Below are 25,871 nucleotides of genomic sequence, written 5' to 3'. Positions count from 1 at the left end.
CATGTTCGGGTCGTCCGCGTCGTTAAGGGGGTGTCCCCGGGGCCGCCGTCGCCCCGCCCCAGACCGGAGGTATCACCATGACCAACGTCGACGTCGTCCTCAGCGAGACCCTGACGATCGAGGGCGCGGTCGCCGCCGCCCTCGTCGACTACGAGTCCGGGATGAGCCTGGGCCAGGTGGGCCACGGGGTGGACCTCGACATCGCCGCCGCGGGCAACACCGACGTGATCCGCGCCAAGCTCCGCACCATGGAGCACCTGGGGCTGGACGACACCATCGAGGACATCCTCATCACCCTCGGCAAGCAGTACCACCTGATCCGGCTGATCCAGTCGCAGGGCGGGCTCGGCCTGTTCCTCTACGTGGTGCTCACCAAGGGCCAGGCGAACCTCGCCCTCGCCCGTCGCCAGCTCGCCAACATCGAGCGGCGCCTCGAGATCTGACCGGCCCCGTACCGAGCACCACCCGCCACCCATCGACCCACGGACCCCGAGGACCCTGATGCTCGTCCGGCAGCACGCGATGCACCTCTCCGCGGCGATCCGTCATGCCATCGACGGCGTCACCCGCGTGGTCGTGGCACGGACCGACGGCGTGGCCTTCCACGACGACGGCCCCGAGGAGGACCGCGAGAACGCGGCGGACCTCGCGGCGGCCGTCCTGGACCTCGGCCGGGTGGCCGGCCGCGCCTACGGCCTGGGTGGGCCGGTCGCCACGACCCTGCGCGGTCCCGAGGGCTGCCTGGTGGCCTACGAGGTCGACGGCCTGCACGTGCTCGGCGTGGTCACCGAGCCGACGGTCAACCTCGTCCTGCTCGACCGCGTGGTGCGTCGCGAGCTGCTCGTCGTCGCCCCCGGCGTGGCGAGCGCCGCACCGACCCACCGCGCCTGAGCCGGAGGGGCCGCGTCCCGCGCGCTCCTGGCGCGGGCGCGGGGCTCAGCCGAGGGTCGTGCCGAAGATGGTCCCCAGCACGTGGGTCACCCCCGCGGCACCGGCCCCGATCGCGAGCTGACGCAGCGCCCGCTGCACGGGCGGTCCGCCCGAGATGAGCCCGACCACGGCACCTGTCGCGAGGAGCGCGACGCCGACGGCCACCATCGCGACCAGCAGGGCGACCCCACCCTCGAGGCCGAGCAGGAACGGCAGCACCGGGATGACCGCCCCCGAGGCGAAGAAGCAGAAGCTCGAGAGCGCCGCCCCCACGTCGGTCCCCACGGCCTCGTGCTCCTCGACCCTGGTGTCGGCGTGGAACTCACGGCTCGCCGGGCCGAGCAGGGCGATGTCGGCGAGCACCTCGTCGGCCCGCTGCTGCGCGTCCTCGGCGGACATGCCGCGCGCCCGGTACACGAGGGTCAGCTCGTTGGCGTCGACGTCGAGGTGGGGCAGCGCCTCGGCCGCGTCAGGAGAGGGTGTCGAGGCGGCGAGCAGCTCGCGCTGGGACCGCACCGAGATGTACTCCCCGGCCCCCATCGACAGGGCCCCGGCGAGCAGGCCCGCCAAGCCGGTGAGGAGGACCACCGAGGTCGAGGTCCCGGCCGCGGCGACGCCGATCACCAGGGCGAGGTTCGAGACCAGCCCGTCGTTCGCCCCGAAGACGGCGGCCCGGAAGCTCCCCGCGAGGCGGTTGCGTCCCCGGGTGGCCAGCGCCCGGACGACCTCCTCGTGGATCCGCTCGTCCGCGGCCATCGTCGGGGTCGCGTCGACGTCGGCCTCGTAGGTGGCGCGGGCCTCGGCCCGCTGGGCCAGGGCCAGCACGAAGACCGAGCCGAAGTGACGCGCGAGCCACGCGAGGACCCGGAAGCGCACGTCCCCGCGGCGCGGCTCACCGACGTGCTCGCCGAGGAGCTCCTCCCAGTGCGAGGCGTGCCGCCCCTCGGCCTCGGCGAGGGCGAGCAGGATCTCGCGTTCCTCCCCCGTCCGGCGCGAGGCGAGGTCCCGGTAGACGGCGGCCTCGGCACGCTCGTCGGCCAGGTGCCGTCGCCAGCGACGCAGCTCGTCGGAGGTAGGTGCGCTCACGCGGAGGATCCTCCCACGGGCCGTCGCGCGGCCCGTCCTGCGGGCCGGCCCCGGTCAGCCGACCGCGAGGGCCGGTCGGCCGGCCTCCCAGGTGAGGGGCAGGAGGTTCATCCCCCGGTAGGTCTGCTCGCCGTACCAGGAGTGGAAAAGGAGGTGGGGCTCGCCGTCGGGCCCCAGGATGACGTCCTGCCCGCCGGGGCCGACGTACCTCCCGTCGAGGTCCGCCGAGCTGAAGAAGGGGTCGGGGTCCTTGGTCCACGGGCCCTCGAGGGACGGGGCCGTGGCGATGCCGATCGTGTACTCGGGACCGCCGTAGCCGTTGGCCGAGTACAGGAGCGTGAACGTGCCCTCGTGCTCCAGGAGGGTCGGGGCCTCGACGAGGTCCCCCTCCCAGGGCAGGTCCTGCTTGATCAGCCGGACGGGCTCCTCGGCCAGGGCCGTGCCGTCCTCGTCCAGGGCCGCGCGGTAGATCCAGGTGTCGTGCCCGCAGCAGTTGCCGTCGTTCTTCCACAGCAGGTGCAGGGTGTCGTCCTCGGCCCGGAAGGTCGCGGCGTCGATGGCCCCGCCCTCGTCGGGCGGGCAGAGCAGCATCTCGTCGCCGACCACCGTGAACGGGCCCTCGGGGGAGTCTGCGGTCGCCACACCGATGCACTGCAGGGACTCCCGGAAGCTCGTCGCCGTGAAGTACATGACGTACCTCCCCGGCTCGAGCTCGGTGACCTCGGGGGCCCAGGTCTTGCCCGGGATCACCCACGAGGGGAGCTCGGGCAGGGCGTCCGGCAAGGGCTCCCAGGTGACCAGGTCGGTCGAGCTGGCGAGGCGGACGTTCTGGTTGTTCCCGTTGGTCGCGTAGGCGTAGTAGACGCCGTCGACCTCGAGCATGTCGGGGTCGGGGAAGTCGTCGGCGATCACCGGATTGGGCTCGTGGGGGTCGTCGGGGGTCCCGGTCGCTGGTGCAGCGTCCGTGGGAGCCGGGGCTGGGTCGCCGCCCTGCCCCGGTCCTCCGCCGTCGCAGCCGGCCAGGAGCAGGGTGGCGCCGAGGGCCGCGGTGACGAGCGCCGCGCGGGCCCTCATCCCTTGAGCCCCGAGCGCGAGACACCCTCGATGATGAACCGCTGCAGGAAGACGAACAGGACGAGCACCGGGACCGAGGCGATGACCGCACCGGCCATGAGCAGGTCGTACCGCACGGCGTTGGCCGACTGGAGGGTCGACAGCCCGGCGGGCAGGGTCTGCATCTCGGGGCTGAACAGCACGTAGACCGGCCACAGGAAGTCGTTCCAGTTGGCCAGCAGCGCGAGCAGGGCCAGCGTGGCCAGGGCCGGCCGGGACAGCGGCAGCACCACCCGGACGAAGATCTGCAACGGGCTCGCGCCGTCGAGCCGGGCAGCCTCCTCGAGCTCCTCGGGGATGGCGAGGAAGAACTGCCGCAGGAAGAAGACGCCGAAGGCCGAGGCCGCCGTCGGGATGATCACCGCGGCGAGGGTGTTGAGCCAGCCGAGCTCCCCGACGATCAGGTAGTTCGGGATCACCAGGATGACCGGGGGCACGAAGAGGGTCGCGATGATCAGGCCGAAGACGAGGTTGCGCCCGCGGAACTCCATCCGGGCCAGGGCGTAGGCGGCGAGGGCCGCGGTCACCACCACCAGCGCCGCGTTGGCCAGCGCGGCCACGAGGCTGTTGGCGAACCAGCGCAGCACCGGGGTGCCCGGGGCGCTGAGGATCGACTCGTAGGCCTGGGTCGAGAACGGGTTCGGGATCCACGAGGGCGGGAACCCCGTGGCGTCCCCGCGGGTCTTCAACGAGGTGATGAGCATGAACACGAGCGGGCTGATGAACACCAGCCCGAGCACGACCAGCAGGGTGTAGCGCACCGCGGTGCGTGAGGTCCTCATCTCAGCCCTTCCTCTCGCGGAACAGCCAGAAGATCCCGACGCTGAGCACCATGAGGGCCAGGGTCAGGACGTAGCTCATGGCGGCGGCGCTGCCCATCTGGAAGTTGCGCAGCCCGGTCTCGGCGATCTGGTAGATCGCGGTGCGGGTCTCGCGGCCCGGCCCGCCCTGGGTGATGAGGTAGGACTGCCCGAACATGTTGGCCGAGGCGATGATCGTGATCATCGTGACGAAGGCCAGCACGGGCCGCAGCCCCGGCAGGGTCACGTTGACGAACTGCTGCCACGCGCTCGCCCCGTCGACCCGGGCGGCCTCGTAGAGCTCGCGCGGGATGTCCTGCAGGGCGGCGAGGTAGATGACCGAGTTGTAGCCCAGGGTCCACCAGACCGTGACGCCGACCAGGGCCACCCAGGCGGCCGGGGTGGACGTGGTCCAGGCCGTGCCGTCCGGCAGGCCCAGGAGCCCGGCGTAGTAGTTGATCAGACCGATGTTCGCGTCGAGCAGGTAGCGCCAGACGACGGCGACGACGGCGACCCCGAGCACGTACGGGGCGAAGTAGACGGCCCGGAACAGGTTGCGCCCGGGGAAGCGCTGGTTCATCACCAGCGCCACCAGCAGGGGGAGCACCAGCAGCAGCGGCACGCTCGCCACCGTGAAGATGCCGGTGGCCCGCATCGAGCTCCAGAAGGTCTGGTAGATCGTGGAGCCCGGGTCGAACAGCGCCTGGTAGTTGTCCAGCCCGACGAAGGGGCGCCCGGGCAGGGTGTAGTCCCACCGGTGCAGGCTGATCCAGCCGCCGAGGACGATCGGCAGGATGACGAAGGCCCCGAAGAGCAGGAGGTAGGGGCTCAGGAACAGCCACGGCGTGGCCTTCCCGTGCTTGGCGACGCCACGTCGTGGCGTCCGAGGCCCCCGGTCGACGGCGTCAGCGGTGCTGACGGCGTCCCCGGGCGCCACGACAGGCGTCGTCCTCATCTCAGCCTCCGAAGCTCTCGCGGTTCTGCTCGATGAGCTCGGCGCCCTGGGTCTGGGCCCGCTCGAGGGCAGCTCCGGGCTCGAGGGAGCCGAGCACCGCCTCGGCGATCGCCGGCTCGAGGGCGTCTGCGGTCACGGTGCCCAGGCCGGGGACCGAGGGCAGGAACCGCATGTCCTCGATGAGCTCGGCGATGGGCTCCTGGAAGGTGCCCTCGAGGCCACCCTCGTCGCGCACCGACTGGCGGGCCGGGATCATCGCGGCGCCGGCCCACTCGGCCGAGTGCTCGCTCATCCAGGCGATGAAGACCTGGGCCGCGGCGTACTTGTTCTCGTCCTCGCTCGCCTGGCGGGTCATGAAGAACTGGTGCGAGCTGGCCCAGACGGCCGCCTCGTCGAAGATCGTCGGCACGGGGGCGATGCCCCACTCCATGCCCGACCCCTCGAGGTCGTTGATCTGCCAGATGCCGTCCCAGGTGATCGAGGTCTCGCCGTTCTTGAAGGCGACGTACTGCGAGTCGATCGCGACGTCGGAGGGGCTGTAGCCCTCGTCGACGATCATGCGCTGCCACTCGAGGGCCTCGACGGCCTCGGGGGAGCTGAGGGTCGCCTCGCTGCCGTCGGCCCCGTAGGGCGCCCCGCCGTTCTGCCACAGGAGGGTCAGGAACATGAGGTGGCTGGGCCACAGGGAGGGCATCCAGAACGGGTCCTCGTAGCCCGCCTCCTGGAGCGCGTCGAGGGCGGCCATGAAGGAGGCCTCGTCCGTCGGCGGCTCGGTGATCCCGGCCGCCTCGAAGTGCTCGACGTTGTAGTACATCGCCAGGGAGTGGACGTCGAGGGGGATGCCGTAGCGCTGGTCGTCGTAGGTGCCGGCCTCCCAGACCTCCGCGGTGAAGTCGTCCTCGGTCAGCTCGAGGGCCTCGGCGACCTCGTCGAGCGGGACGATGACGTTGCGGGCCGCGTTGGTCGAGAGCTGGTCGACGTGCATGACACCGACGTCCGGGCCCTCCCCCGCGTTCACGGCGGCCGGCACGCGCTGGTAGAAGTCGGCCCACTGGATCGTGTTGGGCGTGATGGTGATGTTTTCGTGCTCGGCGTTGAACTCGTCGACGAGGCTCTGCATGAAGGGCCCGTCACCCCCGGTGAAGCCGTTCCAGTAGGAGAGCTCGACGGCCGGACCGTCGTACTCCCCGGTGAACTCCCCGGCCCCCTCGGGGGCGCCGCCGCCCTGGGCGGCCTCCTCGGGGGTGGTCCCGCCACCGCAGGCCGCGAGGGCCAGGACGGCGGTCAGGGTGGCTGCTCCCGCGGCCAGTCCCCGCCGGGTGCGGTCACGCCGTGGCGCTGTGGTTCTCATCATTGAGCTCCTCGTCAGAGGTCGACCGGGCACTGCCCCCAGCGGACGTCGGTGCCGGCTGGGTAAACCTTGTACCGATGTTCTTACCCCATCCGGGTAAACCTTGTACAGACCTCGTGGTAAACCTTGTACCGCTGGCCGGGACTGGCTAGCGTGAACCCGCCGGGTCGGTCAGCCAGCCGGGCACCCCCATCGGCACGAGGAGGCGACGATGACGCGGATCCGGTTGCAGGACGTCGCCGAGCGCGCCGGGGTGTCGATCAAGACCGTGTCCAACGTCGTCAACGGCAAGGGCGTCATCACCGAGGCGACCAGGCTCCGCGTCGAGGAGGCCCTCGCCGCGCTGCAGTACCGCCCCAACGTCGCCGCCCGGCACCTGCGCCAGGGCCGCAGCGGGATGATCGCCGTCGCCCTGCCCGAGCTGAACCAGCCCTACTTCGCCGAGATCGCCAGCGAGCTCGTGCGCGCGGCCAAGGCCCGCCAGCTGACCGTCCTGCTCAACCAGACCGACGGCGCGGCCGGCTCCGAGCGGGCCATCAGCGACGGCATCGACATGCCCCTCATGGACGGCCTCATCATGAGCCCGCTGGCCCTGACCGCCGAGGACCTGCGGCACCGCGTGGACAGCGCACCCATCGTGCTGCTCGGTGAGCACGTCGGGGACGACTCCCCCTTCCCGCACGTCGCGATCGACAACCGCGCGGCAGCCCGGGCCGCGACCGAGCACCTCCTCGGGCTCGGCCGGGACCGCGTCGCCGCGATCGGCGCCAAGCGTGCGGGCGCGACGGACGCCACCCCGGCCGAGACCGCCGAGCTGCGGCTGGCGGGGTACCGCGAGGCCCTCGAGGCCGCCGGCCAGCCCTGGCGGCACGAGCTGGTCGCCGAGGTCGGCGACTTCCACCGGTCCGACGGCGCCGCGGCCATGCACCGGCTCCTCGACCTGCCCGACCCGCCCGACGCGGTGTTCTGCTTCAACGACCTGCTCGCGCTCGGCGCCCTGCGCGCCCTGCGCGACCGCGGCCTGACCGCCCCCGACGACGTCGCGGTGATCGGCATCGACGACGTCGAGGAGGGCCGCTTCGCCACCCCGAGCCTGAGCACGGTCGCGCCCGACAAGCGCGGGATCGCCGAGACGGCCATCGACCTGCTGCTGGGCACCGGGCACGCACCCCACGACAGCCCCCGCGATGCGCCGCGCACCGCGATCGCCGCCCACCAGCTCATCGCGCGCGAGAGCACGCTCGGCCCCGGAGGACCCCCGTGACCACCACCACCGCTCAGGCGACCACCACGACCCCGGGGACCGCCGCCACCCACGCGGCTCCCCGGGCCAGCACGCAGGACGGCACCTATCCGCGCCCGCAGCTGCTGCGACCCCGGTGGGCCGACCTGGGCGGGCCCTGGCGGTACGCGACCGACCCCGAGGACCTCGGCCTGGACGCGCGCTGGTGGGAGGCCGCGGCGCATGCCCCGTTCACCCGCACCATCCAGGTGCCCTTCCCTCCCGAGTCGGCCGCGTCGGGCATCAGCGAGACGGCTCACCAGCGCGTGGTCTGGTACCGACGCACCCTGTCCGCCGCCGAGCTGGCCGAGGCCGGCCGCGGCTCCCAGGGCGAGCGCGTGCTGCTGCACCTCGGAGCGGTCGACCACCGGGCCGACGTCTGGCTCGACGGGCAGCACCTCGGCAGCCACGAGGGCGGTCAGACGCCCTTCTCCTTCGACGTCACCACCCACGTGGCCCGGCTCGACGTCGACGCCGCAGGCCTCGAGCTCGTGGTGCGCGCCGAGGACGACCCCCTCGACGTCGCCCAGCCCCGCGGCAAGCAGGACTGGCGCCACGAGCCGCACTCCATCTGGTACGACCGCACCACGGGCATCTGGCAGCCCGTGTGGCTCGAGGCCGTCCCGGCGCTCCACCTGGCCGAGATCACCTGGGAGGCGGACCTGCCCGACGGCTCCGTCACGCTGACGGCCCGGCTGAGCTCCCCACCGCCCTCAGGCACCGCCCTCACGGTCAGGCTCGAGCACGACGGCGAGCTCCTCGCCGAGCAGCAGGTCGCCGCCCTGACCCGAGACCTGCGCGTGCGCATCGACCTGCCGCGCCAGGCCAACGGCCAGCAGTACGAGGAGCTGCTGTGGTCCCCCGAGAGGCCGACCCTGGTCGACGCTGTCCTCAGCCTCGAGGCGCCTGGGGAGGAGTCTGCCGACGTCGTCGCCTCCTACCTGGGCCTGCGCAGCGTGGGGGTCGCGCACGGCTGGTTCCTGCTCAACGACCGTCCGTACTACCTGCGCTCGGTGCTCGAGCAGGGGTTCTGGCCCGAGAGCCACCTCGCCGCGCCGAGCGCCGAGGCCCTGCGCACCGAGGTCCAGCTGATCAAGGACCTCGGGTTCAACGCGGCCCGCATCCACCAGAAGGCCGAGGACCCGCGGCTGCTCTTCTGGGCCGACCGGCTCGGACTGGCCCTGTGGGCCGAGACCGCCAACGCCTACGCCTACTCCCCGCGCTCGGTCGAGCTCCTCACCCGGGAGTGGCTCGAGCTGGTCCGTCGGGACCGCTCGCACCCCTCGATCATCACCTGGGTGCCGCTCAACGAGAGCTGGGGGGTGCAGCACGGTGCGCACGACGTCGCCCAGCAGCACTACGGGTTGGGCCTGGCGCACCTGACCCGGGCCGTCGATCCCTCCCGCCCGGTGGTCTCGAACGACGGCTGGGAGCACACCGACTCCGACATCTGGACCGTCCACGACTACGCCGAGCGCGGAGACGAGCTCCGCGAGCGCTACGGCACCCCCGAGGCCGTCACGGGCCTGCTGGCCGGGATCGGTCCGGCCGGGCGTCGCATCCGCCTGACCGACGCTGCGCCCGTCCACGACCGTGGCCAGCCGCTCATGCTCACCGAGTTCGGTGGCGTCAGCTACGCCGGAGGGCGCGACGACGCCTGGGGCTACTCGACGGCGACCGACGACGACGACTTCGCCGAGCGGGTCGGGGACCTGCTCGCCGCGATCCGCGCGTGCCGACCCGTCGCAGGGTTCTGCTGGACCCAGCTGACCGACACCGGCCAGGAGACCAACGGCCTGCTGCGGGCCGACCGCACCCCCAAGCTCCCGGTCGAGGTGCTGCGCCGGCTGGTGACAGGCGAGTCGGGGTCGACAGGGGCCAGGTAACGCCCCCGATCGACCCCGATCGCGGCGCCCCCCTGATCGGGGTCGGTTCGGGTCACATGGCGACCCTGATCGACCCCGATCGCGCGCCCTTCCGGGGCCGCCCCCGGCGCTGAGCGACCCCGAACCCGCCACGCCGGTATCAGTCACGCTCCCAGGGCGGTTCGTCGCCCATCGCGTCGTAGTACTTCGCAAGGTGGCTGCGCACGCGATCGATGTCCCGGGTCGGTAGGTCGATCCCGCCGCGCGAGCCCTGCATGACGGCTCCGGCTGCCATGACGCCTCGCGGCACGGCGTGGAGCTCACCGTCGATCACGTCGGCGATCAGCATCTTGTACGAGCCGAAGTTCTCCTTGGCGTCGACGTCGTACCAGACGTGCGCGTCGCGGTACTTCTCGTTCGGCCCCTCCTCAGCACCGGCCCACGACCGCACGCGACTCTCCGCGGCGCCGCCGTCCCACTCGCGGTCCCGGTCGGCCAGGGGCAGGTCCTGAAACGCGGTGACAGCCATGGCGATCCTCCTTCGTCGCTCGGGGTGGTGGTGACGTGCTCGTGTCAGGCGCTCGGCGTCAGCCCTCGGAGCTTCTCCAGCAGAGGGCCGGCCGCCTCGTCGAGGAACTGCTGCTGCTTCTCGTCGCCGATCTGGACGACGGCGAGGTCCGTGAAGCCCGCGTCGACGTAGGCCTGGGCCGACTCGGCCACCGCGTCGAGGTCCGGCCCGCAGGGGATGGAGCCGGCGACGTCCTCGGGGGTGACGAACTGCGCGGCGGACTCGAAGGCCTCGGTGGTGGGCAGGTCGGCGTTGACCTTCCAGCCCAGGCCGAACCAGCGGAACTGGTCATGGGCCCGCGCGACCGCGGCATCACGGTCCGGGTCCCAGCTGATGGGCATCTGCGCGATCTTGCGTGAGGCCCCCAGGCCCGCCTCGGAGCGCACCGCGTCCCAGCGCTCGATGATCGCGGCGTCGGGCTCGGTGGTCACGAGGTGGTCCACGGCCGCGGCGAACCGCTCGATCGACTGCGGGCCCGAGACCGCGGCGCCGACCTCGATGCGCTCGTCGGGCAGGTCCCACAGCTTCGCCGAGTCGACCCGGAAGTGCGCCCCCTGGAAGGTGAGGCGCTCCCCGGCGAGCAGCGCCCGGATGATCTCGATGGCCTCCTCGAGCATGTCGTGCCGCTCGCCCACGGCGGGCCAGCGCTCACCGATGACGTGCTCGTTGAGGTTCTCCCCCGCGCCGACGTTCAGCAGGAAGCGGCCCTCGCTGAGCACCCCCAGGGTCGCGGCCTGCTGCGCCACGAGGGCCGGGTGGTAGCGCATGATCGGGGCGGTCACGTAGGTCATCAGCTCGATGCTGCTCGTGGCCTGCGCCGCGGCGCCGAGCATCGCCCAGGCGTTCGGGGCGTGGCCCTGGCTGTCGAGCCACGGGAAGTAGTGGTCGCTCGAGACGGCGAAGTCGAAGCCGCTGCGCTCGGCGCCGGTCGCGTAGCGGACCAGCTCGCGCGGGCCGCTCTGCTCGGTCATGAGGGTGTAGCCGAATCGGGTCATGCTCCGAGCCTCACCCCAGGGTGGACGGGGCGCATCTCGAGCGGGCGCCGTGCGGCGCGGGCCCGTGTCGGCCGCTCAGCACCCTGCCGAGTCGTAGCGGCAGAGCCCCTCCCACGCGGCCATCGACTCAGCGACGACGGACTCGCGCACCTCGGCCACATTCCCCTCGCCCCCCTCGGAGGCGACGAGCGCGACGGCGTTCCCGCGACGGAAGGCGACCAGGTAGGTGCCGATCACCCCGTCGAGGTCACCGCCCTCGGCCGTGCCGTAGTAGTCCGTCGCCAGCCCGTACCCCTGAGCACCGACGTCGACGGGCTCGAGGAGGTAGGTGGTGTTGGCCTCGGCGGGAGCGTCGGCGCACTCCTGCATCGCGGCGGCCAGGTCGTCGGCTGCGGCTGTGGCCTGCTCGGCGTCGGCGAAGACCGCGACCTGGTGCACCGCGACGGGGGCCTCGAGCTCCCCCGTCCCCCAGGACACGGTGCGCATCGCCGTCGCGTCCGCGGGGACCTGCTCGCTGCACCCCAGGCGCCAAGCGGTGACCTCGTCGTCCTCCTCGCGGGGCTCGGCCTCGACGGCGAGCCCGCTGGTCGTCGGCAGCACGTCGGCGGGCAGGTCGGTCGGGGTCGCGGCGGCGTCCTCGGTCGGCTCGGGGTCCGGGGCCTCCGTGGTGGGCTCAGGGCCCGGGGTGTCGGTCTCGGGGGTCGTCGCGGCGGGCGTCCCCTCGGGGCCGTCCTGGGCGGTGCACCCCGCGAGCACCACCGTGAGGACGGCCAGGGCGGTCACGGCTCGCGTCGCTCTCATGGGTCCCACCCTGGAACAGCCCGACCGCGGTGTCATCCGCCCGCAGGCCGACCCGCTGGCTCCCGGCCGCCGACGGCACAGACGGTCAACCGGCCCAGGCCTCGCGCTCGGTGGTGATCGGCTGTCCGGTCCCCGCGGCCTCCTCGACCGCGAGGGAGATCAGGTGGTCCTGGCTGCCCTCGGCGAGCGGGTACGGCGGCTCCCCCTGCCCCCGCACCCAGGCCCCGGTCCGGTCGAGCAGGGTCGCGACGGCGATGTCGTCGTCGCTGAGCCGGGCCCCGACGAAGGGGTTGCGGTAGACGACCTGGCCCTCGAAGGACAGGTGCTGCAGGTCGTAGCCGTCGAGGTCCTGGCCGATGCCGCTCTGGCTCCGCACCAGCGGCGAGTCGATCGTCGTCTCGCCGTCGAGCCAGCGGGTGACGCGGTCGTCGAGGAGCTCGCCGTGGCTGCCGCGCACCAGCAGCCGGTCGGCCCGCAGCGGGTTGTGCCACTGGTTGTCGGTGAAGTCGTAGACCGCGCTGCGCCCCTCGCCGAGGTCGAGCAGCGCGAGGATCGTGGAGGCCTCGACGGGGTCCCTGTCCCCCGTCCATCCGGCGCGGGTGCGCGGGTTCATCAGGGGGGCCGCGAAGCGCTGGGCCGTGATGCGCACAGGCTCGAACCCGGCCCCCAGCAGCCGCCGGATCACCGCGACCGCGTGGTACATGTGCGTCGAGGAGATCTGCACCGAGGTCACCTGACCGATCGCCCCGTCCTGGAGCAGCCGGTGGCGAGCGGCGTGGGCGGGCATGACGGGGCTGTGCTCGGCGACCTGCACCAGGCCCGAGGCGCCGACCTGCTCCCACAGGGTGCGCAGGCCCGCCGCGTCCGGAGCCGGTGGGGTCTCGGCCAGCACGGGCGTGCCTGCCTCGACGAGCTCGCGGGTCACCACGGGGGTCACGTCCCACGGCACGGAGACCACGACGAGCTCGGGGTCGGTCGCGGCGAGCAGCTCGCCCACGGTGCGGAAGGTCGGGGTCCCCCACCGGGCGGTCACCTCGGCGCCCCGCTCCGCGGTCCTGGACACCACCCCCACCACGGCGAACCTCTCGGGCATCAGCACGGCCATCCGCAGGAAGAACTCGGCCCGCCACCCGCTGCCCACCACCGCGAAGCGCACCGGCCCCGCGGCGCCCTCCTCGGCGGCGGGGCTGGTCAGGCCGAGGGCTGCCGCCCGCTCGGAGGTGGCGTCGGGGGTGGCGTCGTCGCTCATGGCACCATCCTCGCCCGGTCCACGGCTCGGGGCCCGCCCAGCGGGCTCCCAGGATCTCGACGTAGAGTCGTCGCGTCCGCGCGAGCGGACCATCACCGCGGGGCCACCCGCGTCCGACGACGAAGGAAGTGCCGTGCGCCGACTGGCCGCCGCCCTGATCGCCAGCAGCCTGCTCCTCGCAGCCTGCTCCTCCGACGAGCCCGAGGAGTCCACCGAGACCTCCGAGGAGGCTCCTGAGGAGACCACCGAGGCCACCGCCGAGGACGTCGCCGCCCTCGAGGCCGTCACGGTCGAGGGCGAGGTCGGCGAGGAGCCGACGCTGACCTTCGAGCAGCCCTTCGAGATCACCAACCCGGTCGCCCGGGTCGAGACCGAGGGCACCGGCGAGGAGTTCCCTGCCGACGCGCAGCTCGCGGTCGACGCCGTCACCTACTCGGGGGAGGACGGCACGGTCGTGAACTCCACCTGGGAGAACGGCGCGACCGACTCGCTGCCCCTCGGCGACCCGCAGATCTTCCCGGCGATCATCGACGTGATGGCCGGTCAGTCGGTCGGCTCGCGGGTGCTCTTCGCCTCCCCGGCGATCGAGTCCGAGCAGGGCACCCAGCCCGCCCTGGTCATGGCCATCGAGGTCGTCGGCGTCGTGCCGACCCGCGCCGAGGGCGAGGCCGTCGAGCCCCCCGAGGGCCTGCCGGGCGTGACCCTCGCCGAGGACGGCACCCCCACCATCGAGATCCCCGAGGGCTACGAGGACCCCACCGAGCTCGTCGTCCAGCCCCTGATCGAGGGCTCCGGGGACGCGGTCGAGGCCGGGCAGACCGTGACCTTCCAGTACCACGGCGTCACGACCAGCGACGGCGAGGTCTTCGACTCCTCGTGGGCCAACGGCTCGCCCTTCACGACGACGATCGGCACCGGTGCGGTCATCGCCGGCTGGGACGAGGGCCTGGTCGGCCAGACCGTCGGCAGCCAGGTGCTGCTGGTCATCCCGCCCGAGCAGGCCTACGGCCCGGCCCCCGAGGACGAGGAGGCCGCGGAGACGGCCCACGCCCTCGCCGGCGAGACCCTCGTCTTCGTGGTCGACATCCTCGCGATCAGCTGAGGCGGGCGCATGGACCTGACGCTCTGGTGGGACGGCTGGGACCCGATCATCCGGATCGGTGTGATCGGCACGCTCGGCTACATCTGGCTCGTGCTGCTGCTGCGGACCACCGGCCCGCGCAACATGGCCAAGATGACGCCGTTCGACTTCGTGCTGACGGTCACCCTGGGCTCGGCCTTCGGGCGGGTGCTGACCGCCCGTGAGGTCACGGTCAGCGAGGCCGTCATGGCCTTCACGCTGCTCATCGCACTGCAGTGGCTGCTGGCCTACCTGCGGCGCAGCTCGCGCGGCTTCACCACGCTGGTCGACCCCGGCCCCACCCTGCTGTTCCACGACGGCCAGCCGGTCGAGAAGGCCATGCGTCGGCACCGGTTCACCGAGTCCGACCTGCACTCCGCGGCGCGGGAGAACGGCCTGGGCTCCCTCGAGGACGTCGCGGTGGTGATCCTGCAGGCCGACGGGACCTTCGCCGTCATCCCCGCCTCGGCGATGGGGGACGGCTCGGCGGTCAGGCCCTACCTGGGGTCCTGAGCCCGGCCGGCCCGCGCCCCTGAGGTCTCAGCCCTCGCAGACGGGCAGCTCGCCGGGGGGCTCGACGGCGAACCACGAGGCGAGCTCGACGTCCAGCGTCCGGGTCGTCGTGCCGGCCCAGGAGGTCACGTCGACCTCGACCCCCCGGACGGCACGCTCGACCGTCGTGCCGCCCCATCCGCACTGGCGCTGGCTCAGCCCGAACCAGATCTGCGCGTGCTCCCCCGGCCCGAGGACGACGCTCTCGACGGCGCGCTCCGAGGAGGCCGGACGCAGCTCGACACTCACGTCGAGCCCGTCGTCGACCTCGACCACCCGAGGCCCGCTCAGCTCGATCCTCGTCCGGCCACGGTTCGTGACGTGCACGCCGGTCATGTTGGTCCCGGCGACCTCGTCGGTATCGACGATCTCCTCGTCGGCACTCACGGTGATCCCTCCGAGCACCTGGCGCTCGCCGGCGCCCTCGGCCTCGAGCCGGGGTGCCGCCACCGCCCACGCCGCCACCCCGAGGAGGAAGGCCACGCCGAGGGCGACAGCGACCAGGGCACCGCGGCGCGATCTCAGGGCGGTCCTCACGGTCGTCACGGGTGCACTGTCCCAGGTCCGTCACCCGGGCGCCACGCTCGGTCTCAGCCGGTGGCGAGGGCCAGGCTGATCTCGCCCGAGCGGCTCTCCCCCGGCGCCAGCTCGACCAGACCGTGGCCGGGCACGCCGTCGGCCCGGAGGGTGAACGCGTCGTTGGCGTTGCTGACCGGCTCGACGGCGACGAAGGGCCTGCCGCGCGGGGCGTAGACCACCAGGTGGGAGAACACGTCGTCGGCGTGCATCTGCACCTCCACCCCGGACCGCGGCCACGCCATCCGCACCGGGTCCGCCCCGCGACGCCCGGTCAGGCAGTCGTCGAGGGGCACCTCGCCGAGGGGGCGCAGGCTGCGGTGGTCCAGGGCCGCCGGCAGCGGCCCGGCCGGCCCTGTGGCCATGCCCCGCTCGAGGGGGTAGGCGCTGTCGAAGGGCAGCTCGAGCTCGATCTCGCTGACCTCGGGGTCCAGGAGCCCGCGCCGGAAGAAGGGGTGGTGCCCGAACCCCGCCGGGAAGGTCTCGCCGTCGGCGTTGGTCACCACGGTGCGCACCACGACCCGCGGGCCGACGACGGCGTAGGTCACCTCCGCGCGGAAGGCCCAGGGGAAGTTGACCCCCACCACGGCCGTGGCGTCGAAGGTCAGCGTGACGGACTCGGCGCTCTTGTCGGCGACCTGCCAGGGCCACTCGTGCGCCGCGCCGTGGATCGCCGTCCCGTCCGGGGAGTTGGGCCGCAGCTGCCAGGAACGGTCCCCGTCCCGCAGCAGGCCGTCGCGCACCCGGTTCGAGAAGGGCACCAGCACGTAGCTCGCGCAGCGCGGGTACCGGCGCAGCCCCTCAGGACGGGTCGGGCGCAGCAGGTCCACCCACCGGTCCCCGAGCCGCACCTGCCCGAAGGCCAGCGAGGCCCCCGTCCCGGGCAGCACCCCGAGCCGCCAGTGGTCGTTGCCGACGGTCAGGACCTCGGGGCGGGCCGGCGCCACGGCGTCCTCCCCCTCAGAGCCGCGCGGTCACACGGACCGTGGCCCCAGGTGCGGCGTAGGGGACCTCGTTGCCCTCGATCTCGGTGCCGTCGACCGTCAGGCGGGCCCGGGCGCCGTCGGCCCCCGAGTTCACGACCGTGATCTCGTAGGTCGCGCCCCGGGCCACGCGCCGCACGGTGAACTCCGGGACCTCGGGGCCGATCTGCGGGTCGACCACGAGCCCCTCGTACCCGGGCCGCACCCCCAGCAGGTGCTGGCTCACGGTGACGAAGTTCCACGCCGCGGTGCCGGTGAGCCAGGAGTTCTTGGCCTCCCCGTGCCGCACGGCCTGCTTGCCCGCGATCATCTGGGCGTACACGTACGGCTCGAGGCGGTGGACGTCGCTGATCTCCTCGCGGTAGGCCGGGGTGATCCGCTTGTAGTAGTCGAAGGCCCGCCCCCCGCGGCCCAGCACCGTCTCGCCGATGATGACCCACGGGTTGTTGTGGCAGAAGATCCCGCCGTTCTCCTTGTACCCCGGCGGGTAGGTCGAGACCTCGCCCAGCTCGATCCGGTACGTGGTGTACGCCGGGTACTGCAGCACCATGCCGTGGTCGGTCGCGAGGAGCTCGTTGACCGCGTCCAGGGCCTGCACCGCCGGGCCTGAGGCCACGCCGTCGGCCTGGCCCTCGGGGCGCTCGACGCCGATGCCGGCCATCACCGCGAAGCCCTGGGGCTCGATCCAGATCTTGCCCTCGTCGTGCTCGTCGGTGCCGATCTTGTTGCCGAAGTAGTCGTAGGCCCGCAGGAACCAGCGACCGTCCCAGGCGTGCTCGAGGACCGCGGCGCGCATCTCCTCGACCGCGGCCCGCGCCTCGGCGGCGACCTCGGTCAGTCCGCGACGCTCGGCCAGCTCGGCGTACTCGGCCCCGTAGAGGACGAACTGCGCCGCGATGAACACCGACTCGGCCGCGCCGCCGCCCTTGTTCTCGGTGGTCTGGAAGGACTCGCCCGGCTCGCTCGAGAAGCAGTTGAGGTTGAGGCAGTCGTTCCAGTCCGCGCGCCCGATGAGGGGCAGGCCGTGCGGTCCGCGGTGGTCGACCGTGTAGCGGAAGGAACGCGTCAGGTGCTCGAACAGCGAGTCGGCCAGGGCCGGGTCGTTGTCGAAGGGGACCTGCTCGTCGAGGATCCCCCAGTCGCCGGTCTCCTTGACGTAGCCCGCGACCCCGGCGATCAGCCACAGCGGGTCGTCGTTGAACCCCGAGCCGACGTCGTTGTTCCCGCGCTTGGTCAGCGGCTGGTACTGGTGGTACGCGCTGCCGTCGGGGAACTGGGTGGCCGCGATGTCCAGGATGCGCTCCCGGGCGCGCTCAGGAACCAGGTGCACGAAGCCCAGCAGGTCCTGGTTGGAGTCGCGGAAGCCCATGCCCCGGCCGATGCCCGTCTCGAAGTACGAGGCCGAGCGGGACATGTTGAAGGTCACCATGCACTGGTACTGGTTCCACACGTTGACCATGCGGTCGAGCTTCTCGTCGCTCGAGGAGACCGAGTACGTCGACAGCAGCCCGGCCCAGTGCTCGCCCAGCCGTGCGAAGGCCGCGTCGACCTGCTCGGTGGTCGCGAACCGGCCCAGCAGCGCGTGGGCGCGCTCCTTGTTGACGACCTGGTGCTCGTCGTCGGCCCACTTCTGGTCCTGCGGGTTCTCGAGGTAGCCGAGCACGAAGGTCACCGTGCGGGACTCCCCCGGCGCGAGGTCCACGTGCAGGTGGTGCGAGCCGATCGGGTACCAGCCGCTCGCGACCGAGTTGGCGGCCTTCCCCCGCAGCGGCACCTCAGGGTCGGCCAGCCCGCGGTACACCCCGCCGAGGAAGGTCTCGCGGTCGGTGTCGAAGCCCGCGGCCCGGGTGTTGACCCCGTAGACGGCGTAGTGGTCGCGGCGCTCGCGGTACTCGGTGCGGTGGTAGATCGCGGTGCCGTGCGGGCCCTCGGGCTCGACCTCGACCTCGCCGATCGACAGGTTGCGCTGGTAGTTGGTCTGGTCGTCCTGGGCGTTCCACAGGCAGAACTCGACGTAGCTGAACAGGTCGAGGGACTTGGGCCCGTCGGAGGTGTTGGTGACCGTGACCTTCTGCACCTCGGCGTCCTCGCCCATCGGCACGAAGAACAGCGACTCGACGCGGACCCCGCGCCGCTCGCCCGTGATGCGGGTGTAGCCCAGGCCGTGGCGGGTCTCGAAGTGGTCGAGCTCGGCCTTGACCGGGGTCCAGGACGGGGTCCACAGGTCCCCGCCGTCGTTGACGTAGAGGTAGCGACCGCCCTCGTCGGTGGGCACGTTGTTGTAGCGGTAGCGGGTCAGCCGGCGCATCTTCGCGTCGCGGTAGAACGAGTAGCCCCCGGCCTGGTGGGAGATCAGCGAGAAGAACTGCTCCGAGCCCAGGTAGTTGATCCACGGGTAGGGGGTGTGCGGCGTCGTGATGACGTACTCGCGGGTCTCGTCGTCGAAGTGCCCGTAACGCATGGTGCTGCCTCTCGTGGAACCCCGCGGGGCGGGAGCGCTCCCACGGCCGCTCAACCATACCCGAGCAGGCAGGCGGGACCAAGCATCTTTCACCCGCTGCCGGGTCAAGGGCCGTCCGTCACGTCCCGATAAGGCATGGGATGACCACGACAGACGATGTGCGACGGACCGAGCACCCCGAGGGCACGCACGGGATCATCCCGACCCCGCGCGGTGAGGTCGACCCCGCGACCCTGGGCGGCCCGGCCCCGGCCACCCCGCCCCAGCGCCCGCGCCGGCAGTGGGGGGCCGAGAAGCCCCGGCCGCCGCTGCCCGTGATCGACCGGCCCGCCCGGCCCTCCTCGACCTGGCTCGGCGGCCTGGCCCTGGTGCTCACCGTCACGGCCTGGGCGGTCTACATCGCGCAGACCGTCGTCGGTCACCTCATCGACAACGGCGTCCACGACAGCCGGTTCCTCGGCCAGACCATCGCGTACGTGCTGGTCATGAGCCTGCTGACGTTCTCGGCCTTCAACTACCTGCTCGCCCGTCAGGGCGCCCTGTACCGGTCCCGCGGGCACGTGCGCGTCCCCCGGGCCGAGATCGACGCCTTCATGGCCGAGACCCGGCCGAGCATGACGGTGCTCGTCCCCTCCTACTGCGAGGACCCCGCCGTCGTCCGCTCGACCCTGCTCTCGGCGGTGCTCCAGGAGTACCCGGGCCTGCGCGTCGTGCTGCTGCTGGACGACCCGCCGAACCCCGGGGACGCCGCCGCCGCCGAGAGCCTCGCGGGCTGCCGCGCCCTGCCGGGCGAGATCATGGCCCTGCTGAGCGAGCCCCACGCACGGTTCTCGGCCTCGTTGCGCGTCCACGAGGCCGCCGCGGCCGAGGGAGGCGCCAGCTCGACCGACGACCTGCGCGCCCTCGCCAAGGACTTCGTCTGGGCCGCCCAGTGGCTGCGCGACCAGGCCACCGCCTACCCGCGTGCCTCCCACGCCGACGACTTCCTCGCCGACGAGGTGCTCGGCGGCCTCGCGCTGGACTTCGAGATCACCGCCAAGGCCCTGTTCGGCGCCCTGGACAACGGCGCCATGGTGCCGGCCGAGCGCCTCAGCCAGCTGTGCCGCCGTCTGGTGTGGACCTTCGAGGCCGAGGTGAGCTCCTTCGAGCGCAAGACCTACGCCCACCTGCCGCACGACGCCAACAAGGCGATGAACCTCAACGCCTACATCGGGCTCATGGGCCGCCGGGTCCGTCAGATCGAGACCCGCATGGGCCTGGTGCTGCGCGACACCACCGACGAGGACGGCTGGGAGATCCCCGACAGCGACTACCTGCTGACCCTCGACGCCGACAGCGTGCTGCTGCGCGAGTACTGCCTGCGCCTGGTGCACCACCTCGAGCTGCCCGGCAACGAGCGCATCGCCGTGACCCAGACCCCGTACGCCGCCTTCCGCGGCGCCACCACCCGCCTCGAGCGGATCGCCGGGGCCACGACCGACATCCAGCACATCCTCCACCAGGGGCTCACCTACTTCGGGGCGACCTTCTGGGTGGGCGCCAACGCGGTGATCCGCAAGGTGGCCCTGGACGACATCGTCGAGGTCTCCTACGTGGGTGGCCAGGAGGTGCGGCGCTACGTCCAGGACCGCACCGTCATCGAGGACACCGAGTCGAGCATCGACCTCATCGCCCACGGCTGGACCCTGTTCAACTACCCCGAGCGCCTGAGCTACAGCGCGACCCCGCCGGACTTCGGCTCCCTGGTCGTGCAGCGTGCCCGGTGGGCGAACGGCGGGTTGCTGATCGCCCCCAAGTTCTTCCGGTACGCGCGCCGCGAGCGCAAGGCCGGGCACCGCGTGCCCCGCGCCGCGGTCGCCCTGCGCTTCAACTACATGGCCTCGATCTGCTGGGCGAGCATCGGCCTGGTGTTCCTGCTCGTGTTCCCCTTCGACGACCAGCTGCTCAGCCCGCTGATCGTCGCGGCGGCGGCGCCGTACTTCGTCGCGATGAGCTCGGACTTCAAGCGCCTGGGCTACAAGCGGACCGACGTCTTCCGCGTCTACGCCTTCAACCTGGTGCTGCTGCCGGTCAACCTGGCCGGGACCCTCAAGTCCCTGCAGCAGGCCGCGGCCAAGTCCAAGATCGCCTTCGCGCGGACCCCCAAGGTCAGCAACCGCACGGCCGCCCCCGCGCTGTACGTGCTCGCGGCCTACCTCATCGCCCTGTTCTCCTTCTGGACCCTCGCGAACGACGTGATCGACCGGAACTGGACCAACGGCACCTTCGCCCTGGTCAACGGCGTGCTCACGACCTACGCGATCGTCGCGTTCATCGGGGTGCGCAACTCGATCGTCGACGTCGTGCTCGGGATGGCGCACTGGGTGCGCGTGCCCGCCACGGAGCGCCCGCGCCGCAACAAGGCCGAGGACGCCGCCCCGGAGGGCCCGCCGCCGGTGGACTGGGAGGCGGTGCTGTACTTCGGTCCCGACCACGAGACCGCCCCCGACGCGCGCCCCAAGGTCGCGATCACCTCGGCCCCGCTGCCCCGACGCGGGGACACCCGCGCCCGCCAGCGCACCTGAGGCCGCCCCTCCTCGTCCCCCTGACCTCCCCCTGACAGGACCGGCACCCCCGATGAGCACTCCCGCCCTCGCCCCCCAGCGCCCCCGCACCCGCATCTCCTGGCTGCGCGTGCTCGTCGTCCTGGTCTGCACCGTCGCGGTGAGCTGGGGCGGGTACCGCACGGTCTCGGCCGCGGTCACCCAGCTCGACGAGCCCGACCCCGCCGTCTTCGCGGCCTACGTGGACGTCACCGCCTGGCCGCCCTACCCCTTCGAGACGCCGAGCGGGCCCGAGGAGGCCAACGTCGTCCTGTCCTTCGTGGTCGCCGACCCCGAGCGCGGGTGCGCCCCGAGCTGGGGCGGGTACTACTCCCTCGACGAGGCCGCCTCGGAGATCGAGCTCGACCGTCGCGTCTCCCAGCTGCGGCTGACCGGGGGCCAGGCCCGGGTCTCCTTCGGTGGGCAGCTCGGCACGGAGCTGGGCACGGCCTGCACCGACACCGAGGACCTGGTCGACGCCTACCAGGAGGTCATCGACCGCTACGAGCTCACCAGCATCGACCTCGACCTCGAGGGAGCGACCCTGCAGGACGTCGAGGGGTCCGAGCGCCGCGCCGAGGCCATCCGGCAGATCCAGGAGGAGGCCGCAGCGGCCGACGAGTCCCTCGCGGTGTGGCTCACCCTGCCCGTCGCGCCCACGGGTCTGACGGCGGAGGGCCTCGCAGCCGTGACCACCATGCTCGCGGCAGGGGTCGACGTCGCCGGGGTCAACGGCATGACGATGGACTTCGGCGTCGTGACCAGCGAGTCCGCCCCGTTGTCCGACGTCGTGGTCGAGGCGTCGAAGGCCCTGCACGGCCAGGTGCGGGCCGCGTTCGCCGACGCCGGGCAGAGCCTCAGCGAGAACGACGCGTGGGCCAAGGTCGGCATCACGCCGATGATCGGCCAGAGCGACGTCGCCACCGAGGTGTTCACGGTCGAGGACGCCGAGGTGGTCAACCAGTTCGCGCAGGACGTCGCCGTCGGGCAGGTGGCCATGTGGTCCCTCAACCGCGACTCGACCTGCACGGCCCCGCTGCCCACGGTCCTCACGGTGGTGCAGACCTCGTGCAGCGGGATCGACCAGGGGGCCTCGAGGTTCGCCGAGGTGCTCTCGGCGGACCTCGCCTCGAGGCCCGCCGTGCCCGCCCCCGAGAGCGCGCCGAGCGCGAGCCCCGCCGTCGTGCCGGCGCCGTCGACCGGTCCGGCCGGGGAGGTCGTCGACGACCCGGAGACCAGCCCCTTCCCCATCTGGGACCCGCTGGGCACCTACCCGGGCGGCACCAAGATCGTCTGGCAGAAGCAGGTGTACCAGGCCCGGTACTGGACCTCGGGCGTGACGCCAGGGGCGGCCGGGGCCGGCGGGGACGCACCGTGGACCCTGGTCGGGCCCGTGCTCCCCGGGGACACCCCCGCGCCGCTGCCCACCCTGCCCGAGGGCACCTACCCCGCGTGGGACCCCGAGGAGCCGTACACCGCAGGGACCCGCGTGCTGCTCGACGGCGTGCCCTACGAGGCCAAGTGGTGGTCCCAGGGCCAGGAGCCCGGCACCCCCGTCCAGGGCGGATCCCCCTGGGTCCTCATCCACCCCGGAGCCTGACCCCACCCCACCCCCGCCCCCTCCCCCTCCTCTCGTGTCAGAACCTGGGATACCCCTGGGTACCTGGGCTTCTGACACGAGATGGCGCTCACCTCGTGTCAGAACCTCGGATACCCCTGGGCACCTGAGGGTCTGACACGAGGGTGGGGAGGGGGAACGGTCGTTGGTCCTGTCGGGACGGGCGCCGGGTGGCTAGCCTTCGTCCAAGGGCCACTCCGACGAGGGAGATCCGTCATGGACCAGGCGACGACGCCGAGGATCCGCACCGTGGCCCTGGTCGGCCACAGCGGGGCCGGCAAGACCACGGTGGCCGAGGCGCTGCTGCACCGGGCAGGCGTGATCCCCCGGGCCGGGCGCGTCGAGGACGGCACCACGGTGTGCGACACCGACCCCGAGGAGATCCGCCGGGCCATGTCCCTGACCCCCGCGGTCGCCCCCTTCGACTGGACGGCCACCGACGGCCAGACCTACGCCATCACCCTGATCGACACCCCGGGCTACGCGGACTTCGCCGGCGGGGTCGACGCAGCCCTGGCCGTCGCAGACCTCGCGGTGGTCGTGGTGAGCGCGGTCGACGGCGTCGAGGTGGGCACCGAGGCGGTGTGGCGCCGCTGCGCCGAGGCCGGGGTGCCGCGGCTGGTCTTCATCACCAAGGAGGACAAGCCGCGGGCCGACTTCCACCGCGTGCTCGCGCAGCTGGAGGCCGCCGTCGGGCCTGGCCTGGTCTGCCTCGAGCTGCCCCTGGGGGAGGAGGAGGCCTTCCGCGGGGTGGCCGACGTGCTCTCGGACCAGGGCTTCGCCTACGACGCCGACGGCAGCCACCACGTCGAGCCCCTGCCCGAGGACGTCGCGGTCGAGGAGCGCGCCCTGCACGAGCAGGTCACCGAGGAGATCGTCTCGGGGGACGACGAGCAGCTCGAGCGCTACCTGACCGGGGAGGTGCCCAGCGCGGCAGACCTCGAGCGGACCCTCGCCCACGAGGTGCTCGACGGCGTGGCCTTCCCCGTGCTGGTCGGCTCGGGGACCACCGGCGTGGGGATCGACCGGCTCGCGGACCTCATCGGCGAGCTCGGGCCGGCGCCACGCCCGGTCGAGGTCGAGATGGGCGGCACCTCCCTCGAGGTGGTCCCCGACCCCGACGGCGAGCCGCTCGTGCACGTGTTCCGCACCGTGACCGACCCCTTCGTCGGACAGGTGTCCGTGTTCCGCGTCCTGAGCGGCACCGTGCGTCACGACGACCGGCTGGTCAACACCACCACGGGGCACGAGGAGCGGCTGCACGGCCTGTTCCGGCTGCGCGGCACCGAGCACCTGCCGGTCCAGGTGGTGCCCGCCGGGGAGGTCGCCGCCGTGGCCAAGCTCGCCGACTCGCCGAGCGGGTCGCTGCTCGCCGTGCGTGGACGCCCCGTCCGGCTGCCCGCTCCCCCGCGCCGTCCGGCCTCGTACGCGCTGTCCCTGGTGCCGGTCACCCAGTCCGACGACGACAAGCTCGCCGGTGCCCTGCAGCGGCTGTGCGCCGAGGACCCGACCCTCGTCGTCGACCGGGTCGTGGACGTGCGACCGGTCCAGACCGTGCTGCGCGGGCTCGGCGACCTGCACCTCGCCGTCGCGGTCGAGCGGCTCGCGCGCAAGCTCGGGGTGCAGGTCACGACCGAGCCGGTGCGGGTGGCCTACCGGGAGACGATCGCGGGGGCGGCGCAGGCCGAGGGCAAGGTCAAGAAGCAGTCGGGTGGGCACGGGCAGTTCGCCGTCGTGCAGCTGCGGGTGCGGCCCGCGGAGCCCGGGGCGGGCAACGCTTTCGTGGACTCGGTGGTCGGCGGGGCCGTACCGCGGCACTTCCTGCCGGCCGTCGAGCGCGGGGTCATGGAGGCGCTGGCGGCCGGCGGACCGCACGGCTACCCCGTGGTCGACGTGGTCGTCGAGTGCTACGACGGCAAGCACCACGCGGTGGACTCCTCGGACATGGCCTTCCGGACCGCCGCCGGGAACGGGGTGCGCGAGGCCCTGACCCGGGCCGGCACGGTGCTGCTCGAGCCGGTGCACGAGGTCGAGGTCACGGTGCCGAACGACCTCCAGGGCGAGGTGCTGGGCGACCTGTCGGGACGGCGCGGACGGATCAGCGGCTCGGACCTGCTGCCCGACGGCCGCTGCCGCATCCAGGCCCTGGTCCCCGAGGCCGAGCTCGCGCGCTACGTGCTCGACCTGCGGTCCCTCACCGGCGGCCGCGGTGCCTTCACCGCGACCCCCGCCCACTACGCCCCCGCCCCGACCCCCGCCCTGACCCCCTGACCCCGGCCCCCCACACCCCTCTCGTGTCAGAACCCTGGATACCTCTAGGTACTCCAGCCTCTGACGCGAGATCGCTCAGGCCTCGTGTCAGAACCTCGGATACCCCTGGGTACTCCAGGTTCTGACACGAGGTTCCGGATGCCGATCGGGCGGGCGCGTGGTGTGCTCGGGGCGACGCGTCCCCCGAGCACCCGGAGTCCCCATGCACCGCCGCCTTGCCGCCCTGACCTGCGCCGCCGCCCTGGCGTTGACGGCCTGCAGCGCCGACGCCCCCGACGACGTCGAGATCGACGGCGCGACGGTCGACGGCACCGACACCTCCACCGAGAACCCGACCGAGGGTGATGCCGTCGAGGGTGAGGAGGGCGCCACCGACGACGAGGGCCAGGGCGCCGTGCCCGGTGCTGGACCCAGCCCCGCCCCGGGGGAGTGCGTCACCCTCGAGGTGCCGGAGGACGGCATCTACACCGTGGCCGACGCCGGGACCGCGACCATCGGCGTCGAGGGCGACCGCCTGATCGTGGGCGGCATCAGCCCGGCTGCCGGCTGGGAGCACGAGGTGACCGACGCGGACGGGGACGACGTCGAGGTCGAGTTCCGTCGCGAGGGGGTCGAGCTGGACCTCGAGGTCGAGCTCGAGGACGGGCAGGTCACCGCCGAGCTCTGCCAGGACGACGACTGACCCACCCCCACAACCTCGTGTCAGAACCTGG

At 72.7% G+C, this 25,871-nt stretch carries 22 protein-coding genes; 10 read left to right on the top strand and 12 right to left on the bottom strand.

The features are described from left to right. The first annotated feature begins 77 nt into the window (after positions 1–77). Positions 78–443: a hypothetical protein gene (locus tag J4G33_RS06795; protein ID WP_208055159.1), complete on the top strand. Its 366-nt coding sequence runs from the start codon at positions 78–80 to the stop codon at positions 441–443. A 58-nt stretch (positions 444–501) separates the two neighbouring features. Next, positions 502–891, top strand: a complete 390-nt coding sequence (locus J4G33_RS06790) for a roadblock/LC7 domain-containing protein (protein WP_208055158.1) — start codon at positions 502–504, stop codon at positions 889–891. 45 nt (positions 892–936) lie between these two features. Here the strand turns inward: J4G33_RS06790 and J4G33_RS06785 are convergent, their stop codons facing one another. From J4G33_RS06785 to J4G33_RS06765, 5 genes are read right to left on the bottom strand one after another with little or no spacing between them, the layout of a single operon-like run. Further along, positions 937–2,016 carry a VIT1/CCC1 transporter family protein gene (locus J4G33_RS06785; protein WP_307793779.1) on the bottom strand — a complete coding sequence of 360 codons (1,080 nt, stop codon included), beginning with the start codon at positions 2,014–2,016 and terminating at the stop codon, positions 937–939. Positions 2,017–2,070: 54 nt separating this feature from the next. After that, complete coding sequence (locus J4G33_RS06780) at positions 2,071–3,090, bottom strand: glycoside hydrolase family 43 protein (protein WP_208055157.1); 1,020 nt, start codon at positions 3,088–3,090, stop codon at positions 2,071–2,073. Continuing rightward, positions 3,087–3,911 carry a carbohydrate ABC transporter permease gene (locus J4G33_RS06775; protein WP_208055156.1) on the bottom strand — a complete coding sequence of 275 codons (825 nt, stop codon included), beginning with the start codon at positions 3,909–3,911 and terminating at the stop codon, positions 3,087–3,089. The genes J4G33_RS06780 and J4G33_RS06775 overlap by 4 nt, the downstream gene beginning before the upstream one ends. Before the next feature lies 1 nt (position 3,912). Further along, positions 3,913–4,884 carry a carbohydrate ABC transporter permease gene (locus tag J4G33_RS06770; protein WP_208055155.1) on the bottom strand — a complete coding sequence of 324 codons (972 nt, stop codon included), beginning with the start codon at positions 4,882–4,884 and terminating at the stop codon, positions 3,913–3,915. A 1-nt stretch (position 4,885) separates the two neighbouring features. After that, on the bottom strand, positions 4,886–6,235 hold the full coding sequence (locus tag J4G33_RS06765) for an ABC transporter substrate-binding protein (protein WP_208055154.1): 1,350 nt from the start codon (positions 6,233–6,235) through the stop codon (positions 4,886–4,888). Positions 6,236–6,446: 211 nt separating this feature from the next. On the opposite strand from J4G33_RS06765, the gene J4G33_RS06760 reads away from it, so the two are divergent. Both J4G33_RS06760 and J4G33_RS06755 read left to right on the top strand, forming a co-directional pair. Then, positions 6,447–7,499 carry a LacI family DNA-binding transcriptional regulator gene (locus J4G33_RS06760; RefSeq protein WP_208055153.1) on the top strand — a complete coding sequence of 351 codons (1,053 nt, stop codon included), beginning with the start codon at positions 6,447–6,449 and terminating at the stop codon, positions 7,497–7,499. After that, entirely contained in the window at positions 7,496–9,403 is a 1,908-nt protein-coding gene (locus J4G33_RS06755; protein ID WP_208055152.1) for a glycoside hydrolase family 2 protein, read from the top strand. Before J4G33_RS06760 ends, J4G33_RS06755 begins: the two co-directional genes overlap by 4 nt. 139 nt (positions 9,404–9,542) lie before the next feature. Here J4G33_RS06755 and J4G33_RS06750 read toward each other — a convergent pair whose 3' ends face one another. The 4 genes from J4G33_RS06750 to J4G33_RS06735 form a co-directional block, all read right to left on the bottom strand. Then, positions 9,543–9,911, bottom strand: coding sequence for a hypothetical protein (locus tag J4G33_RS06750; RefSeq protein WP_208055151.1), 369 nt, complete (start codon positions 9,909–9,911; stop codon positions 9,543–9,545). A gap of 44 nt (positions 9,912–9,955) precedes the next feature. Beyond that, the gene (locus tag J4G33_RS06745; RefSeq protein WP_208055150.1) at positions 9,956–10,945 is read right to left on the bottom strand and encodes a TIGR03557 family F420-dependent LLM class oxidoreductase; all 990 of its coding nucleotides are present in this window, start codon (positions 10,943–10,945) and stop codon (positions 9,956–9,958) included. Between the two features lie 75 nt (positions 10,946–11,020). Continuing rightward, the gene (locus J4G33_RS06740; protein WP_208055149.1) at positions 11,021–11,746 is read right to left on the bottom strand and encodes a hypothetical protein; all 726 of its coding nucleotides are present in this window, start codon (positions 11,744–11,746) and stop codon (positions 11,021–11,023) included. Between the two features lie 85 nt (positions 11,747–11,831). Next, entirely contained in the window at positions 11,832–12,995 is a 1,164-nt protein-coding gene (locus J4G33_RS06735) for a Gfo/Idh/MocA family protein (protein WP_208055148.1), read from the bottom strand. A gap of 133 nt (positions 12,996–13,128) precedes the next feature. Here J4G33_RS06735 and J4G33_RS06730 point away from each other — a divergent pair, with 133 nt between their 5' ends. After that, on the top strand, positions 13,129–14,097 hold the full coding sequence (locus J4G33_RS06730; protein ID WP_208055147.1) for an FKBP-type peptidyl-prolyl cis-trans isomerase: 969 nt from the start codon (positions 13,129–13,131) through the stop codon (positions 14,095–14,097). 9 nt (positions 14,098–14,106) lie between these two features. Further along, positions 14,107–14,628 (top strand): DUF421 domain-containing protein, encoded by a 522-nt coding sequence (locus tag J4G33_RS06725; protein WP_208055146.1) that lies wholly within the window; start codon positions 14,107–14,109, stop codon positions 14,626–14,628. A 27-nt stretch (positions 14,629–14,655) separates the two neighbouring features. On the opposite strand, the gene J4G33_RS17065 is transcribed toward J4G33_RS06725, so the two are convergent. Genes J4G33_RS17065 through J4G33_RS06710 form a run of 3 tightly spaced genes read right to left on the bottom strand, consistent with a single transcriptional unit; the run spans position 14,656 to position 18,687 of the window. Continuing rightward, positions 14,656–15,213, bottom strand: a complete 558-nt coding sequence (locus J4G33_RS17065; protein ID WP_208055145.1) for a DUF4232 domain-containing protein — start codon at positions 15,211–15,213, stop codon at positions 14,656–14,658. A gap of 44 nt (positions 15,214–15,257) precedes the next feature. Then, positions 15,258–16,190 (bottom strand): aldose epimerase family protein, encoded by a 933-nt coding sequence (locus J4G33_RS06715; RefSeq protein WP_208055144.1) that lies wholly within the window; start codon positions 16,188–16,190, stop codon positions 15,258–15,260. Between the two features lie 13 nt (positions 16,191–16,203). Then, positions 16,204–18,687: a glycoside hydrolase family 94 protein gene (locus J4G33_RS06710; protein ID WP_208055143.1), complete on the bottom strand. Its 2,484-nt coding sequence runs from the start codon at positions 18,685–18,687 to the stop codon at positions 16,204–16,206. Between the two features lie 140 nt (positions 18,688–18,827). Between J4G33_RS06710 and J4G33_RS06705 the strand changes: the two genes are divergently transcribed. The 4 genes from J4G33_RS06705 (at position 18,828) to J4G33_RS06690 (ending at position 25,840) form a co-directional block, all read left to right on the top strand. Then, positions 18,828–21,251: a glycosyltransferase family 2 protein gene (locus J4G33_RS06705; protein WP_208055142.1), complete on the top strand. Its 2,424-nt coding sequence runs from the start codon at positions 18,828–18,830 to the stop codon at positions 21,249–21,251. A gap of 52 nt (positions 21,252–21,303) precedes the next feature. Continuing rightward, positions 21,304–22,869: a chitinase gene (locus tag J4G33_RS06700; RefSeq protein ID WP_208055141.1), complete on the top strand. Its 1,566-nt coding sequence runs from the start codon at positions 21,304–21,306 to the stop codon at positions 22,867–22,869. A 234-nt stretch (positions 22,870–23,103) separates the two neighbouring features. After that, the gene (locus J4G33_RS06695; protein WP_208055140.1) at positions 23,104–25,158 is read left to right on the top strand and encodes an elongation factor G; all 2,055 of its coding nucleotides are present in this window, start codon (positions 23,104–23,106) and stop codon (positions 25,156–25,158) included. Between the two features lie 202 nt (positions 25,159–25,360). Next, positions 25,361–25,840: a hypothetical protein gene (locus J4G33_RS06690; protein ID WP_208055139.1), complete on the top strand. Its 480-nt coding sequence runs from the start codon at positions 25,361–25,363 to the stop codon at positions 25,838–25,840. The last annotated feature ends 31 nt before the right edge of the window (positions 25,841–25,871 follow it).

Origin of the sequence: Actinotalea soli, from assembly GCF_017565425.1 — a bacterium.
GTDB lineage: Bacteria > Actinomycetota > Actinomycetes > Actinomycetales > Cellulomonadaceae > Actinotalea > Actinotalea soli.
The sequence above is the reverse complement of the archived record's forward strand: the minus strand, read 5'-3'. Positions and strand labels throughout refer to the sequence as shown.